This window comes from Sphingomonas sp. HMP6 (assembly GCF_013374095.1).
GTDB lineage: Bacteria > Pseudomonadota > Alphaproteobacteria > Sphingomonadales > Sphingomonadaceae > Sphingomonas.
On sequence record NZ_AP022672.1, the window covers coordinates 3,200,341 to 3,216,034 of the forward strand.

The following is a 15,694-nucleotide window of genomic DNA, read 5'->3' on the forward strand; positions in this document are numbered from 1 at the left end:
GCACGTTCATCCTCGATCGGTACCGCCTGCGTAATGACATCGCTCGCCGACACGCTTGCCGCGGAATCCCCGCGGCTTACCCCTCGGCGCGTGGGCGCTGCGAGCCGAATCATCGGGGCCGTCGCGCCGATCCTGTTTCTTGCGCTGATCGTGCAGGCGTTCCAGCGGCAGGGGCTGGCGGTCTGGTCGATCGGGATCGCCTATATCCTGTACGACACCGCGCTGTTGCTGTTTACCGCGTGGAACATCCGCGATTTGCGCCTGACGCCGCAGCCAGCTCCGCCCGTGTCGCTGAGCTTCGGGGTAATCGTCGCGGCGCATAATGAGGCGGGCGTCATCGCCGCGGCGATCGAGCGGCTGAGCGGGCAGGAGACGCCGCCCGATTTGATCTTGATCGCCGATGATGGATCGAGCGATGCCACGCCAGAGGTGATGGCGCGGCGCTATGGGCTGGCCCCGCCTCCGCTCGGGACGATCAGCGACCCGTCGCCGGTGCTGCCGTCGCTGCGTTGGCTGCGGTTGCGGCACGGTGGCAAGGCGCGCGCGCTCAATGCGGCAATGGTGCTGGTCGAAACCGAAGTGGTGCTGACGGTGGACGCCGACACGCTGCTTGAACCCGGCGCAATCGCGGCGATGCGCGCGGCGTTCGCGGCCGAACCGGCTTTGGTCGCGGCCACGGGCGTGCTCGCGCCGATCTGCGGGCCGGATCTGCAGGGGCGCTTGTTCGAATGGTTTCAGACCTACGAATATGTCCGCAATTTCCTGTCACGCCATGCGTGGGAACAGCTCGACAGCCTGTTGCTGATCTCGGGCGCGTTTGCGGCGTTTCGACGCGATGCGGTGGTCGAGGTCGGCGGGTTCGATCCCGATTGCATGGTGGAGGATTATGAACTGATCCACCGGTTGCACCGCCACGCGATCGACCATCAGCGTGACTGGACCGTTCGCGTCGTGGGCGGCGCGCTGGCGCGGACAGATGCGCCGGCGAGCCCGAAGGCATTCCTGCGGCAACGGCGGCGCTGGTTCGGCGGTTTCCTGCAAACGCAACATTGGAACCGCGATATGGTGGGCGCGCGCCGGTACGGCTGGCTCGGCACCGCGATGTTGCCGGTCAAGGCGCTCGATACGCTCCAGCCGATCTATGGGCTGGCGGCGTTCGCGATCCTTATCGCGCTGGTCGTGACGGGGCGTTTCACGGTGGCGCTGCCGATCCTGATCGTGATGCTGGTCAAGATCGCGATCGACCTCAGCTTCCATCTCTGGTCGCTCGGTATTTACAAGAAGTGGACCGGGCAGCGCGAGGGACTGGGGCTGTTCCCGGCGTTGATCGCGGCGATGCTGGAGCCGTTCAGCTTCCAATTGCTGCGCCACGCGGGCGCGCTGTGGGGCTGGCACGCGTTCCTGACCGGCCGCGAAAGCTGGGGGCGGCAGCGCCGCACCGCGATCGCGGCACCGGCAGAGTAAGCGCTACGGGTGCTGCGACGCTTGGCGTGTCGGCACGGTATAGGCCGGGTCGAGCGACAGGTTGAGCAAATGCGCCAGGCGGAAACCGGCGCGACGAATGCGCTCCTGCGCGGTGGCGTCGAACGCCCGGAGATAGGCCTGGCCGATTGGTTGCACGCGCTTCGGGTTGGTCCTGGTGGCCGCCGTCGCCGAGTATTGGCATTGGGTGCCGACCCGCACGCAATAGAGCACCGCCGGATCGCGCGTGATCTTGTACGATTCATCCGCCCATAGCGCGGGATCGGTGCCGGCGAACGCCTGTTCCTCGGCCAGCGTCGTATTGGCCTGCAGCGTGTCGACCGCGCGATAGGTGATGGTGAAGCGGCTCCAGCTCTTCTTGTAATCGGCGCGCTTGCGGACGCGTTCGAACAGGCCCGCTTCGAGCAGGCAATTGTCCCACACGCCGTGGAGAGTGTCAGGACGATAGCTCGACGTGCCGCACTTTCCCGTGAGGATCGCATCGATCCCATTGCCGCCTTTGTCGTCGGCATAGGAGATATGCAGCGGCTGATGAAGGTCGCCAATCCAATGACCGAGCTCCATCAGCGCGAAGGTGCGCTCGGTGCGCGGCTTGCTCGGGTCCTTGAGCATCGCGAGATCGCGCACGATGCCGCTCAGGATACAATCGCCCGTGCCGGGGCATGCCTGTTCGGTGATCGCTGTGACGCTGCGTGCGACGTTGATGAAATGATCGTCCGGATTGCGCCGGGGGATCTCGTCTTCTTCAAGGCAGGCATAATTGAACGAGGTATAATGTTGATCTGGCATTTTGCCACGGCCGGGAATGGTGATGCCGCCGTGCCTGCTTTGGAGCAGGTCGCCGAGTGCGGCGCGCGTGATCGGGGTCAGGTTGCGGTAGGCGAGATCACACACCGACAAATGACCGATCTTGCCCCAGGCTTGTGCCTGTTCCGGCTGCGAGACGGCAAAAGCGGCAATCAGGACGATGGCGAGCAAGGCGAACAGACGGCGCATGGAAACTCCCCCCGGACGGTCCGTCAGCGTCAGCCGCTGACCCTGGGGGGAGCATAGCATGATTCGTCGCCAAGCGCACCGATTGGCCCCGATCCGGCCCAATCGGTGCTGGGCCGGTTATGGCTTGGCGGGCGCATCCCCCATCAATTTGCGCTGAAGATAGGTCATCGTCAGCGCGGTGGTGCGCGCCGCCTGCTTGAGGTCGGCACCCGCGCCATGGCCGCCCTCGGTATTCTCGTAATAGAGGAACGGCAGTTTCAGTTCCTCCATCCGTGCGGCGAACTTGCGCGCGTGTTGCGGGCCGACGCGGTCGTCCTTGGTCGTGGTGAAGATGAACGGCTCGGGATAGGCAACGCCCGCCTTTAGAGCGTGGTACGGCGACAGCTTCTGCCAGAATGCCATCACCTTGGGATCGGCATTCACGTCGCCATATTCGCCCTGCCACGATGCGCCCGCTGCGATCTTCGAAATGCGGATCATGTCGAGCAGCGGCACTTGAATGACAACCGCGCCCCACAGTTCGGGATGCTGTGTGAACTCGACGCCCATCAACAGCCCACCGTTAGAGCCGCCCTGAATGCCGAGCTTCTTGGGCGACGTGATCTTGCGCGCCATCAGGTCCTTCGCGACTGCGGCGAAATCGTCATAGATGATCTGACGCTTGGTACCGAGCCCAGCCTCATGCCAGGCCGGGCCGAATTCACCGCCACCGCGAATGTTGGCAAGCACGTACGCGCCGCCGCGTTCGAGCCAGAGCTTGCCGGTCGTACCCGAATAATTAGGCGTCTGGCTGACCTGGAACCCGCCGTACGCGCTCATCAGCGTCGGCGTCGATCCGTCATAGGGGATGTCCTTCCGGTGGACGACGAAATACGGAATTTTCGTCCCGTCGGTTGAGGTCGCTTCGAGCTGTTCGACGACATCCTGCGACGCATCGAACTTCGGCGCGATCGTCTTCACCTGTTCGAGCGCGCCGGTCGCGGCATCGGCGAGATAGAGTGTCGAGGGCGTCAGGAAACCGCTGGTGCCGAGGAACGCGCGGTTCGACGCGTCATCGGTCGCAGCGTAACCAACGGTTAGATTGTCGGGCAGGTTCAACCGTGCGCTGGTCCAGCCGCCGCCGGGCTTGGCGGTGTAGACATAGGCGCGGCCCTGCACGTTGCTGAGCGTGCTGATCAGCAATTTGTCGCGGGTCGAACTGATCCCGCCGAGCGAATCGCGCGGACCGGGGGCCCAGACGAGCTTGGCCTTTGAGCTTCCCGGGGTAGCCTTGACTTGCGCCAGGTCCATTTCCGCGACCGAACCCGCGGTGAACGCGGCACCGGCCGTCGGCCAAGCCTCGTTGAGGCGGACGATCACGCGGCCGTCGACGAGTTCCTCGAGGCTGGCCTTTTCCGGGATCGCCAGCCGCTTCGCGCCGGCAGGCGTGATGATGAAGGTCTGCGAATGGAAGGTGTCGAGCGGGCGATCGACATAGGCAAGAGTACGGCCCTTACTGTCGCGCAGCACGCCCGGTGACACGCCATAGCCGCCATCCTTCTGCTCGCCGCGATACACTTCGACCGCCGCCGACATCGCCTGCCCGCGGGCTAGGCGCTTGACGATATAAGGGTAGCCCGATTGCGTCAGCTCGCCCGGATTCCAGTCGGTCGCGACGAGCAGATGGTCCTTGTCTTCCCACGCGATGCGGTGCTTGCCGCGCGGCAACCGGAACCCGCCGGTGACGAACTGGCCCGTGCTCAGATCGAACTCGCGGACCTCCACCGCATCTTCCCCGCCGTCGGACAGCGAGACCAGGCACAGCCGTTCTTCGGGGCGCAGGCATTGCGTACCCTTCAGCACCCAGCTCTTGCCCTCGGCTTTGCCGAGCGCATCGATGTCGAGCACCGTCGTCCACTTCGGCTCGGCGGTCTTGTAATCCGCCAGGCTGGTCTTGCGCCAAATGCCGCGCAGATGCTCGGCATCCTGCCAGAAATTGTAGATTTCGCCGTGCGTGAAGCTCGGCCCCGGAATACGGTCCTTCGCCCCTGCGATCGTCAGCGCCTCTTCATAGAGCGTCGCGTAGCGCGGATCGGCCTCGAGGATTTTCGAGCTGTAGGCGTTGCGCGCATTCACCCATTCCATCGCACGCGGCGAGGAGAGGTCCTCAAGCCAGAGATAGGGGTCTTCGGTGGTTTGCGCGGCAGCAGCAATCGGCATGGCGATGGACGTCAGCAAGGCCAGGGTGAGAATACGCATGGAAATCCCCTAAATGGAGCAGACCGACGAACGTCGTCCGCAGGGGCGCATTCATGCGGTGCCGCGCGCGCGGCGTCAAACAGGGTTTTTGGGCGAAGCGGCGCCATCGAACCGCGCGTCAATCCGCCGTCCGCGCCAAGCCGCGCGACAGCAGCCGCGCTACGAAAGTCCGCGTTTCCAGCGTGATCGCACGCGCATCGCCGGCGAAGTGCGCGATCATCTTCGCGCACAGGGCATCGACCCGGATCGGCGTTGCGATCGCCAACCAGATCGCGCTGCCCACCGGATCGAAGCCGTAATACCGCCCAGTATCGACGCCGATCAGGACCGTCTCGCCATCGACCTCGGCACCGATCACACCGCTTGATTGGGTCACGAGCGTTGAATCGGCGAGGGCTGCACCCCAAACCGCCAACGCCACCGCGTCGAGCGGTTCGGCCTCAGCCATGGGCGATGACGCTGACCCGGCCGTTGCCAAGCGCGCCGCGAGCAAGGCGGCCGGCCTTGTCCAGAACGCCCCGCACCATCGCGTCATATCCGAGCACTGCATGGTCGGGATAGGTGGCGGAAAAATCTGGCGCGACGACCAGCTTTCCGGCCCGCGCGTAGCCGCGCATCTTTGCCTTGAGATCGGGGCCGAAGCCGTCCCTGCCGGGCATCAGGACGACGGTATCGAGCCCAGCTTTTCCGCGCGGCGAGGCGAAAGCGGCGGCGAGCTTGTCGCCGCCCTGCAGCGCATACTGCCCCTTGAACGCGCGCAGACCGGTATCGCCGAGCGTGAAGCGTTCGTCGTTCAGCAATCCGGGGGTTGACCCCGCGACCGCGCCGATCGCGGACAGCGCCGCGATCCCGCCGAGGGCTGTCCGGCGGTTGACCGACACCACTTCGTTCCGACGCTGCACCATGATCACTTCCCCCATTTTGAACGCAAAACTTTCTGCTTGGTAATTGACCTAGCTTCTAGCGGCGAGCGTTTCAATCCGGAACGAATGAGGCGGCTCGGGGACGTCGGCCGGCATCGTGCTGGTCAGGCAATAGCGGCGTCGAGCAGGTTGGTCAGCCACGGGTTGACGATGCAATCCACCACAAGGTGAACGCGGTCCGCGCTGCCGTGATTGGCGACGCTGTGCGGATCGGACAGCCGCAAATACCAGACGCTGCCCGGATCCAGGACGACGCGCACACCGTTCAGCCGGAAATCGACGTACCGATTCGTCACGATCGGAATGTGCAGGCGGGCGTGGCCACTCTCTGCCTCCAGATCATTGTCGTGATGTTCCTTGATGATCGAGCCCGGCGTCAGCCGCATCAGCCGCACCGCCTGCAGCGGGCATCGCAGGCTCGCCAGAACCGCCTGGAAATACGGCGACCGCGCGAGTAGTGGCGTATCCTCATAGTCGGTTGCGTTCGGATCCGAATAAATTTGCATGATCGGATGCGTCGCGCCTTTGGTGCAGCGCAAAGGCAGCACGCTCCAGTCGCCTTCGTAATTCTGCCGCACGAAATGTTCGGTCCAGGGCGTATCGATCAAGGCGTCGAGATCGACGCGCAAGCGGACCGGATCGAAGCTGAGCGGCAGACGAAGCCGGTCGGGATAGACGTGCGATTGTTGTGCGCCAATGAACACGATAGGATCTGCGCTCGTCTCCATATATCCCGGAAGATAGCGCCGGGATCACCCTTTGCAAAGCATGGGACTGCCGCGATGATCTCGACCGACAGCGCTCCGCTGGATCAGTTTCGTGTGGCGGTCTGCGCCGATTCCACATTGGAACAGCGGCTCGGTGGCCTTGCGGAAATGGTGGAATTCATCGGCGTTGCTGTCGCGGAAGCCGCCGCACGCGGAATCCCGCTCGATCCGGTCACGCTCGAACGCGCGCTCTCGCCTGATCCGCTGGGGCTCGACCGTTTCCTGCCCAAACCGATCACGGGCGAGGCGATGCCGGGGGCGGCGTGGCTGCCCGCGGCGGTCGTGGACTCCCCAACCGGCTTGGCGATCGACTGGTTTTATCTCGGCAGCAAGACGCTGAGCGAGCCGTTTTTCGAAGATTCGATTCGTCGCGCGCGATTCTTGCCGATCAGCCGTTTGATCCGCCACCGCACCCCGCTTTCCACGCTGCCGGAGGCGGTCGGAGCGGACGGGGCGGTGCCCGACGGATTGGTCTTTCACCTGTCGCGCTGCGGATCGACGCTGGTCGCGCAGATGTTGGCCGCGTTGCCGGGGATGGTGGTCGCATCGGAGCCAGCACCGTTCGACCAGGTTTTGCAGCGTGTCCAAGAAGCCAGCGATCAGCCGATCGAGCAGCGGATTGCTTTGATCCGCGCGATGGTCGCTGCGCTCGGTCGCCGCGCCACGGGCGGTGGCGGTTTCGTGATCAAGACGGATTGCTGGCATACCAAGGCGTTGCCGCTGCTGGCAGCCGCCTTTCCCGATACGCCGTGGATTTTTCTGTACCGCGATCCGATCGACATCATGGTCTCGCAAGTCCGCCAGCGCGGCTTCCAGACGATCCCCGGCGGCATCGGCACGAGCGTGTTCGGCATTTCCGGCGATGGTCTGTCGCAAGAGGATTATTGCGCGCTTCTGTTCGAGCGGACCTGCGCGCCGATCATCGAAGCGACCGATCGATCGCGCGGCTTGCTGATCAATTATACGCAATTGCCCGACGCGGTCGAGCACCGGATCCTGCCGCATTTCGGGCTCACGTTGGATCCGGACGGGCGCGCGGCGTTTGCGGCGGCGGCGATGCGCGATGCAAAGGCGCCCTACACATCCTTTACTCCCGATACCGAAGCGAAACGCCGCGAAGCGAGCCCTGCCGTTCAGGCGGCCGTAGCGCGCTATCTCGACGCGCCGTACCGGCGGCTGGAAATGCTGCGAACGGGCGGTTAAACGAGATGTGCATCGCCAATATCACAGGGGAAGACCAAGGATGACAGAGGCCCATACCGTCGAGACGTTCCTGCCTTTGGTCGGTACCGATTTTGTCGTTCGCGGCGACGGCCTGGAGGATGTGCTGCGGCTCGAATCGGCAGACCCGATCACGCGCGCGCCACCCGAGGGGCATCGCGCGCCCTTCAGCCTGACCTTCCTGGGGACGCGCACCGATTACATGGTCGCCAACCTGATCGAAATCACGCATCCCGCGATGGAACCGTTTCCCATCAGCCTGTCAGCGATCGGGCGTACGCCTCAGGGCGCATTCCGCTATGAGGCGCTGTACAACTAAGCGCGCCACACCATTTCGGCGTCGATTTCGTGGCGGGCGGTTTCGCGAAAGCCCTTGCGTTCGTAGAGCCGTCGCGCCGGGTTGGTATGTTCGACGCGCAGCGACACGCTGCGGCCGAGGGCTGCCGCCTCGGCGAGGATCGATTCGAGCAACGCGCCGCCCACGCCTTGACCGGAGCGTTCGGGCAGCACGGCAATATCGACGAGAAGATGGTCCCCCGCACCGCGCAGCAGGCACAGCCGACCGACCGGCTCGCCGTCCAGCTCGATCACGCTGAAATCGGCGCCGGTATAAAAAGTGCGGTAGTGATGCTGCCGCGCCAGATGCTGCTGTTCAAGCAACATGCGCTTGTGCGCGTCGGACAGCGGCAGCGGGGCGAATTCTGCCCAACGTCCTTCGATTGTCAAACGGCGGAGAAACGTATCGTCCTCCGCCGTTTCGGGACGGATCGTCGGTCTGATCACCTCAGTTGCGGGACGGGAAAATCCCAGCCACGCAAATGCAGAAATTAACCGCTAGATTCGGCTGGAGATTGGGATGCGCTTGGTTGCCGCCCACCAGCCCGACTGCGGTCGGGTGCAAGGTGGTCGCATTCGACAGCGGGGCAGTGAGCCAGGTCAGGCCCGGTGCGTTGGCCGTGACGTTCAAACGCGTCAGATAATCGCCTGCCACCGGAACACGGTGACCGTCGGCCGTGCCGGGCTTCACCCGCGTATAAGGGGCATGACTGTGCGCCGGCATTTCGGTCGAAAGGAGCAAGTGATTCTCCTCGCCCGTCTGCTCGCCGAGGACATAGGTCGACAGACCTGGGCCGGTGCCCATTCCCAAGGGGAGGCGGCTCTGCAAATTGGGCAAAGCAAAGGTGCTTGTCCCATTCCCGCCGTACGTGGTCCCGAGGATCGAAAACAACGCCGTGTTCGATGAAAGCGCCAAGATTTGCCCGCGGCAGAACATCCAGTTTCGCGGCGCGAAGTTGAAACCGAAGGGGCGAATTTCGCCGATATATGGGTCAGACATGTCTTTGTCCCCTGCCGCTCAATTTTGTTGCGGATAAACGCCCTCAAGGGCGATGAGATAGTTCAACGCCAGCACTGGCATGATATTGTTATGTGGTTGGCTGTTCCCCGCCGACGCAATCGCGGTCGGCGCGGGCGCGGCGTCGGTGGTGCCGGTCGCGGTGCCGCTCAGATACCCGAACGAGGTGGACAGGCTTGGTGCCGCCGGCAGCGCATTGGCGGGAGAGGTCGTCGTCCCGTTGGCGGTCGTTGCAATGACGGTGTGGGTGTGCGCGGGCAATTGCGCAGTCGATACCGAAACATTCTCGGCCCCGGCAACTTCGCCCATCACGCGTGTCGTCAGGCCAGCCCCGGTGCCCTGGTGAACCATCACTCGGCTCTGCAGGTTCGGCAAACCAAACGTATTGATCCCGTCGCCACCATAAGTGGTACCCAGCAGTGTGTACAAGGCGTCGTTGTTAGCGATCGACAGCAATTGCCCGTTGCAAAACGCCCAGCCGCGGATTTGGAAATTTCCGGCAAAGAGTTTGATTTCGCCTAGAAATGGTTGTGCCATGATAGCGTCCTTCGAAAAGAATGTCGTTCCCCGGCGATCATCAATTCCGCGATGGGAAGATGCCTTGCAACGCGATGCAGTAATTCGCCACCAGATAGGGCTGCATGTTGTTGTGTCCGGCGCTGTTGCCGGTGGTGGCCAGCGTGTTGCTCGCCAGCGGCACGGTCGCCCCGCCGGGCGCGGTAAAGTTCGGGATCAACGTACCATTGGGGATTTGCCCGCCCGCGAGAAAGCCTGCTCCCGGTCCTGGTTGATTACCCAGTGCCGTCGAAGCGGTCCATAAATGGGTGTGCTGTGGTATTTGGGTCGACAAAAGTGTGACGTTTTCAGTGCCGCTCGACTGACCAAGGACGTAGGTCGATAGGCCGGGACCTTGACCGAACGTGAGGGCCGCGCGCCCGCGCAGATCGGGCAATGCGAAAGTGGTCGTGCCGTTGCCGCCGTAAGTGGTGCCGAGCAGCGAAAAAAGCGCCGCATTCTGATTGAGCGGCAGAAGCTGCCCGTTGCAAAGTGCCCAGGTCTTCGGGGGAAACCCGAAGCCGAATGCGCGAATTTCGCCTATAAACGGTGAACTCATCGGCTATCCCCCTCCTGCATCGTACGCACAGCGACCAAACTAAGGCCGCCGCGCCGATGTCGGCGATCTCGCAGACCCCATTCGTTTCGGGTATGATTGATAGCAGGCTTAGCAGGGCAGTCGTCAAGTCAATTGTAGACGATTATTTGGCGCACTAGTCTGTCTAGCCACGGCAGGTGGTGTACTCGCAGTTGAAATGGAGCTCCCTTTTGTATTAAGGGAACGTAACACAGGGAAAGGGCGCGCCAAAGTGACCATGTCGAACAAGGGTGGGAATGAACGGCCGGCGTGGCAGACGCCGGTCCTGATCGAGCAGCAGATTGCGGATCTGACGCAGAACACCGCTGCCCGGCCGGGTGATGACGGACTCGATCGATTCGGTGGTTATTACGTGACGACCGGACCTAGCTGAGGCGCGTTTTCCGCGCGCAGCCGCCGCGCGTGCACGGGTGACAGGGCAACACAATGGGTGAATTCGCCGGAGCCGTACGGCGCGATGGCGACGCGATCGACTCGCGTTTGGTCGACCGGATCGTCGCGAGCGTCGGCGGCATCGGGCGTCCGCGGCTCTGGCGCGATGGCGTTGCCGCGGTGGTACATCGCGCCCTGCGCGACAGCGAGCGCGGGGCGACCGCCGATCTCCCAGTCGAAACCGCGTCTGGCCTGATTGTCGCCGCCGATGCGCGGCTCGACGAACCCGACGAAATCGCGCGTGCACTCGGGGTTGCCGCCGGCCCCCACCGGTCGAGTGCCATGTTGGTGGCGGCGGCGTGCGATGCGTGGCGTGCGCAGGCGGCAGAGCGCCTGAACGGCAGTTTTGCCTTTGCGGTGTGGGACGAGGTGCGGCGCGAGTTGACGCTGGCGCGCGACGGTCTCGGCACCCGTGCGCTCTATTATGTTGAACACGGGCCGCATGTGTTTTTCGCGACGACGCTTCAGTCCCTGCTGTCCTTGCCAGATGTCTCGCGCGAGATCGATGATCTGGTGCTCGCGCAATATCTGACAATCGAAAACCAGGACACCCAACGCACGCTGTATCGCCATATCAAGCGGGTGCCGCCGGGCGGCACGGTCACGGTACGCGGATACGAAATGCGAGTCGCGCGCTATTGGACGCTCGATCATATCGCCGACGTGCGGCTGCCCCGCGACGCCGATTATGTGGAGGCCGCACGCGCGCTGTTCGATCGTGCGGTCGCGTGCCGCCTGCCTCCGGGTGGGACGGTGGCCACGACGGTTTCGGGTGGGTTCGATTCGGCCGGCGTTACCGCGACCGTCGCGCGGCTGCTCGGCGACCGGCGCTTCCCTGCCTTTCATCGCGCGCCAGGTGGTACGCATCCCTATGATGCGTTGGACGAAACTCCCCTGGTCGAGGCCATCGCCGCGTTATACCCCAATATCGATCTCACGATTATCCGCGACGATTGCGGCGGCGTTCCCACGATCGATGCCGAGCGCGACGCTGTCGAGTTCGCGGTCCCCCGCATGGTCAGCGTCAACGCCTTGTGGTTCCAGCTGGTCGTCGATCGCGTGGCCGCCGCCGGGGTTGATCTGCTGCTGGGCGGCGGGTGCGGCAACATCACGCTGTCGTGGGAGGGGCGCCCGTCGATCGCGGCCGATGTCCGGGCGGGACGCTTGGCCGGGGCGTGGCAAGCCGCGCGGAACAGCGCCGCGGCGCAGCGCCGCCCGCTCGGTCGCGTGCTTGCAGCGCAGCTGGTCCGGCCGTTCGTGCCGCGCGCCGTGCTGCGCGCGCGGCAGCGTTGGCAATTGGGCGGTCGGCTGCCCTGGGCGGATTATAGCGTGGTGTCGGAGCAGTTCCTGCACTCGCTGGCCTATGACCGGCACGCGCGCGAGCATGAGCACGACCTGCCGTTCGACGAGTCCACCCGCACGTCGGTCCGCCAGCAGCGGCTGCGGGCATTGCAGGGCCAGGTCGTGCACGACCTAGCCGGGGGTGGGCGGCGGCGCGGTGGAGTGCCGGGCCTGGATCCCTATGCCGATCGGCGGCTCGTGGAATTCACGCTCGGCACGCCGAACGATCAGTTCTGGCGCGACGGGCAGGATCGGTGGCTCGCGCGACGGGTGCTTGCAGATCGGCTGCCGGCCGAATTGCTCGCGGAGACGCGGCGCGGGCTGCAATGTCCCGAATGGTATGAAGTCCTGATGCCGCGACGCGACGAAATGGCCGAGGCGATCGACCGGATCGAGCGCTCTCCGCTCGCCGCACGCGTGGTCGATGTCGCGCGCATGCGGCGGCTGCTGGACACTTGGCCCACCGATGCCGAATCGGCACGCGGCAGCAAGCAATTGTATGCCCACGCGCTGAGCCGTGGCATCGCGATGGGCGGCTTCCTGCGGCAATATGAACGCAACAATGGGTGAGGATACCCACGATTACGCGCTGTGCGGCTGGCGCGTGGCAAGTGCAATCACGCTGCCCGATTTGTCGCGCTGGACCGGCGACGCGCGCGCGCCGGAGGTGAGGATCGGGTTGGGGGCGGTGCCGGCCATGCAGGCACCCGTTCTGGAAACTGCCCTGGTCCAAGTCGACGCGCATGGGCGCGCGCGCTTCGCGATCGATGCCGTCGCGGAATATCTGATCGAGGATGGTGCGCGCATCACGATCGCGCCGCGAACGACGGTGGCGGATCCGGCGATCCGCCTGTTCCTGTTGGGAAGCGGATTGGGTTTTCTGTTGCATCAGCGCGGCGTGGTGCCGCTGCACGCGGCGAGCGTGGTGGTGGACGGCACCGCCATCTGTTTTGCCGGGGCATCGGGATCGGGAAAATCGACGTTGACCGATGCCTTTGCGCGACGCGGCTATGCCGTGTTGTCGGACGATGTTTCGCCGGTCGATGCGCGCGGGGCGGTAGCGCAAATTCTTCCAAGTCTTCGGCGGATTCGTTTATGGTCGGATTCACTGGCCAACGGTGGGTGGGCCGCGAGCGACGCCGAACGGTGTCGCGCCGGGCTCGAAAAGTTCAGCCGCTCGTTGCACGGAGACGCGCCGCCCCCGGCGATGCCGCCCGCCGCACTCTTCCATTTGCGGCCGCTGTCCGAGCGTGATTCGATCAAGCACGACGGGCGACCACGCTTTCAGCGCCTGCGCGGGCATGACGCGGTCGAGGCGTTTCGCCGCCAGGTCTATCGCTGGCGTTCGCTGGTCGGCATGGTCGGCGTTCCGACCGCGATGGCGCGCACGGTTGCGGCCGCTGCGGCTTTCCCACAGCATTTCACGCTGCACCGCGCTGTCGACTTTGCCGCGCTCGATGCGCTCGTCGATGAGATCGTGGCGACAGTGCGGGCGGCGCGGTGAGCGTCCCTTCCGCGCTGTCTGGTCGGGCGATCTGGCTCGCCTCCTATCCGAAATCAGGCAACACCTGGCTGCGGCTCGCGCTCAAGTCGCTGCAAGCGGGCGGCGCGCCCATCGCCTTGTCCGAGCTGAACGATTATGCGCGGATGGCGATCGGTCGGCATTTGTTCGATGGCTTGCTTGAGGCCGATAGCGGCAACATGACCGATGCCGAGATCGAGGCCTTGCGACCGGCCTTTCACGATCTGCACTTCGGCACGGGCGAGCAGGCCGAACTGTGCAAAATCCATGATTGTTGGTTCCGCACCAGCGATGGACGCGCGGTGTTCGACCGGCACCATACCAGAGCGGCGCTCTACATCGTGCGCGACCCGCGCGACGTTGCGGTTTCGTGGGCGCGGTTCATGGCGGGGTCGCTCGACTGGTCGATCCGGTTTCTGGCAAACAGCGAAGCCCGGTTGGGGCCCGACGCGGACCGCATCAATAGTGCCATCGCCCAGCGGATCGGAGGTTGGTCGGATCATGCCGCAAGCTGGATCGACGAATCCGGCCTCGCCCCCCTGGTGATCCGTTACGAGGACATGCACGCCGATCTGCCGACGACACTCGCGCTGGTGGCGGCGCATCTTGGTTGGGATGCCCCTGAATCCGCGATCGCGGGTGCGGTGGCGGCGACGCGGTTCGAACGGCTGGCGGACGAAGAAGCGCGCAGCGGCTTTCGCGGGAAACCCGGGAGCGCCGAACGGTTCTTTCACACCGGGCGCAGCGGCGGATGGCGCGATGTGCTGACGCCAGATCAGGCGGCGCGGGTTGCCACCGATCATCACGCCATGATGCATCGTTTCGGCTATCTGTAACCCGCTTGCCGCCTTATGCGGTTGGCGCGGCCCGTCATCGGCCGCGCGGGGCGGGGCATGATGCAGGGCTGGATCGACAGTTTGGGAAAAACAGCGGGCGGGGTGCTGGTCGGCCACGGCCCGGCCACTCCAGCGTCCGCCATAAGCTATGCCCCTGGCGATATCAGTCTCCATTTCTTCCTGCAGCTTGCGATCATCCTGATCGCCTGCCGGATCGTCGGATGGATCGGAAAGCGCTTCTTGGGCCAACCGCAAGTCGTCGGGGAGATGATCGCGGGCGTCGTGCTCGGCCCGTCTTTGCTGGGGCTGTTCTTTCCTGGTTTGCAGGGCGCGATCTTCCCGACGGAAACGCGCAACGTGTTGTACGCCGGGGCGCAACTTGGCGTCGGACTCTACATGTTTTTAGTCGGCACGACGCTGCGGCTCGATCATTTCCGCGCCAAGGCGAAGAGCGCGGCGGCGGTGTCGTTCGCGGGGATCGCCGCACCGTTCGGTGTCGCAGTGTTGATCACGCCGCTGTTGCTCGGCGTCCCGGGGCTATTTGCGCCGGGGATCAGCCAAGCCAATGCGACGCTGTTTCTGGGTGCGTGCATCGCGCTGACGGCGTTTCCGATGCTGGCGCGGATCATCACCGAGCGCGGGCTAAGCGACAGCGCGCTCGGCACGCTCGCGCTGACCGCAGGCGCGTTTGACGACGCTGTGTCGTGGTGCGTGCTAGCGCTGGTGCTGGCGACCTTCGGCGGTGGGCCGGGGGTTGCGATCCTCGCGATCGGGGGCGGGATTTTGTGGGCGGGGGCCGTGCTGCTGTTTGCCCCGCGCCTGCTCGCCCCGCTCGGGCGCCTGGTGGAGCGAGAGGGAAGTATCAACCACTTCGCCCTCGCAATCGTGTTGATCGCATTCTGCACCTCGGCGTTTCTGATGGACGCGGTCGGCATTCACGCGATCTTCGGCGGGTTCATCATGGGTGTCGCGATGCCGCGCGGGCGGCTTGCCAGCGAGATCCAGCGCACCGTCGAGCCGCTTGCGGTCGTGCTGCTGCTGCCGATGTTCTTCACCTATTCCGGGCTCAACACGCGGCTCGACATGGTCAACTCGGGGCCGCTGCTGCTGATTGCGGTGCTGATCCTGTTCGCGTCGATCCTGGCCAAGGGCGGCGCCTGCTATCTTGCGGCGCGACTGTCGGGGGAGGAGAACCGCACCGCGCTCGGCATTGGCGCGCTGATGAATTCGCGCGGGCTGATGGAGCTGATCATCATCAATATCGGGCTGCAAAAGGGCATTATCGGCCCGACGCTGTTCGCGATGCTGGTGTTGATGGCGATCGTGACTACTGTGATGGCGACGCCGCTGTTCGAATTCGTCTATGGCCGACACGCGCGTGCGATCGATCCTGCGGTTGCGTGAGACGGGACAGACAACATTACGCCTG

General features: G+C 64.5%; 17 protein-coding genes. 8 read left to right on the plus strand and 9 right to left on the minus strand.

Annotated features, from left to right (window positions below):
- Positions 1–33: 33 nt before the first annotated feature.
- Complete coding sequence (locus HMP06_RS15660) at positions 34–1,464, plus strand: glycosyltransferase family 2 protein (RefSeq protein ID WP_176497912.1); 1,431 nt, start codon at positions 34–36, stop codon at positions 1,462–1,464.
- A 3-nt stretch (positions 1,465–1,467) separates the two neighbouring features.
- Here HMP06_RS15660 and HMP06_RS15665 read toward each other — a convergent pair whose 3' ends face one another.
- The 5 genes from HMP06_RS15665 to HMP06_RS15685 form a co-directional block, all read right to left on the minus strand.
- On the minus strand, positions 1,468–2,478 hold the full coding sequence (locus tag HMP06_RS15665) for a S1/P1 nuclease (RefSeq protein ID WP_176497913.1): 1,011 nt from the start codon (positions 2,476–2,478) through the stop codon (positions 1,468–1,470).
- Positions 2,479–2,595: 117 nt separating this feature from the next.
- Complete coding sequence (locus HMP06_RS15670; RefSeq protein ID WP_176497914.1) at positions 2,596–4,716, minus strand: prolyl oligopeptidase family serine peptidase; 2,121 nt, start codon at positions 4,714–4,716, stop codon at positions 2,596–2,598.
- A 118-nt stretch (positions 4,717–4,834) separates the two neighbouring features.
- On the minus strand, positions 4,835–5,164 hold the full coding sequence (locus tag HMP06_RS15675) for a PqqD family peptide modification chaperone (RefSeq protein WP_176497915.1): 330 nt from the start codon (positions 5,162–5,164) through the stop codon (positions 4,835–4,837).
- Positions 5,157–5,636, minus strand: a complete 480-nt coding sequence (locus HMP06_RS15680; protein WP_232089733.1) for a hypothetical protein — start codon at positions 5,634–5,636, stop codon at positions 5,157–5,159. Before HMP06_RS15680 ends, HMP06_RS15675 begins: the two co-directional genes overlap by 8 nt.
- Before the next feature lie 107 nt (positions 5,637–5,743).
- Complete coding sequence (locus tag HMP06_RS15685; protein ID WP_176497917.1) at positions 5,744–6,367, minus strand: aspartyl/asparaginyl beta-hydroxylase domain-containing protein; 624 nt, start codon at positions 6,365–6,367, stop codon at positions 5,744–5,746.
- 54 nt (positions 6,368–6,421) lie between these two features.
- Here HMP06_RS15685 and HMP06_RS15690 point away from each other — a divergent pair, with 54 nt between their 5' ends.
- Positions 6,422–7,609: a sulfotransferase gene (locus HMP06_RS15690; RefSeq protein WP_176497918.1), complete on the plus strand. Its 1,188-nt coding sequence runs from the start codon at positions 6,422–6,424 to the stop codon at positions 7,607–7,609.
- Positions 7,610–7,649: 40 nt separating this feature from the next.
- Entirely contained in the window at positions 7,650–7,946 is a 297-nt protein-coding gene (locus HMP06_RS15695) for a DUF6916 family protein (RefSeq protein ID WP_176497919.1), read from the plus strand.
- Here HMP06_RS15695 and HMP06_RS15700 read toward each other — a convergent pair.
- From HMP06_RS15700 to HMP06_RS15715, 4 genes are read right to left on the minus strand one after another with little or no spacing between them, the layout of a single operon-like run.
- On the minus strand, positions 7,943–8,353 hold the full coding sequence (locus tag HMP06_RS15700) for a GNAT family N-acetyltransferase (RefSeq protein WP_176497920.1): 411 nt from the start codon (positions 8,351–8,353) through the stop codon (positions 7,943–7,945). The genes HMP06_RS15695 and HMP06_RS15700 overlap by 4 nt on opposite strands.
- Positions 8,354–8,411: 58 nt before the next feature.
- Positions 8,412–8,963, minus strand: coding sequence for a phage tail protein (locus HMP06_RS15705; protein ID WP_176497921.1), 552 nt, complete (start codon positions 8,961–8,963; stop codon positions 8,412–8,414).
- An 18-nt stretch (positions 8,964–8,981) separates the two neighbouring features.
- Positions 8,982–9,518 (minus strand): phage tail protein, encoded by a 537-nt coding sequence (locus HMP06_RS15710; protein WP_176497922.1) that lies wholly within the window; start codon positions 9,516–9,518, stop codon positions 8,982–8,984.
- A 40-nt stretch (positions 9,519–9,558) separates the two neighbouring features.
- Entirely contained in the window at positions 9,559–10,095 is a 537-nt protein-coding gene (locus HMP06_RS15715; RefSeq protein WP_176497923.1) for a phage tail protein, read from the minus strand.
- A 250-nt stretch (positions 10,096–10,345) separates the two neighbouring features.
- Between HMP06_RS15715 and HMP06_RS15720 the strand changes: the two genes are divergently transcribed.
- From HMP06_RS15720 to HMP06_RS15740, 5 genes are read left to right on the plus strand one after another with little or no spacing between them, the layout of a single operon-like run.
- Complete coding sequence (locus HMP06_RS15720; protein WP_176497924.1) at positions 10,346–10,507, plus strand: hypothetical protein; 162 nt, start codon at positions 10,346–10,348, stop codon at positions 10,505–10,507.
- Positions 10,508–10,560: 53 nt separating this feature from the next.
- A complete protein-coding gene (locus tag HMP06_RS15725) occupies positions 10,561–12,477 on the plus strand; it encodes an asparagine synthase-related protein (protein ID WP_176497925.1) in 1,917 nt (638 codons plus the stop codon).
- Positions 12,470–13,411, plus strand: coding sequence for a hypothetical protein (locus tag HMP06_RS15730; RefSeq protein ID WP_176497926.1), 942 nt, complete (start codon positions 12,470–12,472; stop codon positions 13,409–13,411). Before HMP06_RS15725 ends, HMP06_RS15730 begins: the two co-directional genes overlap by 8 nt.
- Positions 13,408–14,265 (plus strand): sulfotransferase domain-containing protein, encoded by an 858-nt coding sequence (locus HMP06_RS15735; protein ID WP_176497927.1) that lies wholly within the window; start codon positions 13,408–13,410, stop codon positions 14,263–14,265. The genes HMP06_RS15730 and HMP06_RS15735 overlap by 4 nt, the downstream gene beginning before the upstream one ends.
- A gap of 60 nt (positions 14,266–14,325) precedes the next feature.
- Positions 14,326–15,669 (plus strand): cation:proton antiporter, encoded by a 1,344-nt coding sequence (locus HMP06_RS15740; RefSeq protein WP_176498596.1) that lies wholly within the window; start codon positions 14,326–14,328, stop codon positions 15,667–15,669.
- Positions 15,670–15,694 lie beyond the last annotated feature (25 nt).

Coding starts and splice junctions, on each gene's coding strand:
- HMP06_RS15660 (WP_176497912.1), top strand. CDS start 34: ATGACATCGCTCGCCGACACGCTTGCCGCGGAATCCCCGCGGCTTACC.
- HMP06_RS15730 (WP_176497926.1), top strand. CDS start 12,470: ATGGGTGAGGATACCCACGATTACGCGCTGTGCGGCTGGCGCGTGGCA.
- HMP06_RS15680 (WP_232089733.1), bottom strand. CDS start 5,636: ATGGGGGAAGTGATCATGGTGCAGCGTCGGAACGAAGTGGTGTCGGTC.
- HMP06_RS15725 (WP_176497925.1), top strand. CDS start 10,561: ATGGGTGAATTCGCCGGAGCCGTACGGCGCGATGGCGACGCGATCGAC.
- HMP06_RS15670 (WP_176497914.1), bottom strand. CDS start 4,716: ATGCGTATTCTCACCCTGGCCTTGCTGACGTCCATCGCCATGCCGATT.
- HMP06_RS15690 (WP_176497918.1), top strand. CDS start 6,422: ATGATCTCGACCGACAGCGCTCCGCTGGATCAGTTTCGTGTGGCGGTC.
- HMP06_RS15710 (WP_176497922.1), bottom strand. CDS start 9,518: ATGGCACAACCATTTCTAGGCGAAATCAAACTCTTTGCCGGAAATTTC.
- HMP06_RS15695 (WP_176497919.1), top strand. CDS start 7,650: ATGACAGAGGCCCATACCGTCGAGACGTTCCTGCCTTTGGTCGGTACC.
- HMP06_RS15685 (WP_176497917.1), bottom strand. CDS start 6,367: ATGGAGACGAGCGCAGATCCTATCGTGTTCATTGGCGCACAACAATCG.
- HMP06_RS15715 (WP_176497923.1), bottom strand. CDS start 10,095: ATGAGTTCACCGTTTATAGGCGAAATTCGCGCATTCGGCTTCGGGTTT.
- HMP06_RS15740 (WP_176498596.1), top strand. CDS start 14,326: ATGCAGGGCTGGATCGACAGTTTGGGAAAAACAGCGGGCGGGGTGCTG.
- HMP06_RS15665 (WP_176497913.1), bottom strand. CDS start 2,478: ATGCGCCGTCTGTTCGCCTTGCTCGCCATCGTCCTGATTGCCGCTTTT.
- HMP06_RS15675 (WP_176497915.1), bottom strand. CDS start 5,164: ATGGCTGAGGCCGAACCGCTCGACGCGGTGGCGTTGGCGGTTTGGGGT.
- HMP06_RS15705 (WP_176497921.1), bottom strand. CDS start 8,963: ATGTCTGACCCATATATCGGCGAAATTCGCCCCTTCGGTTTCAACTTC.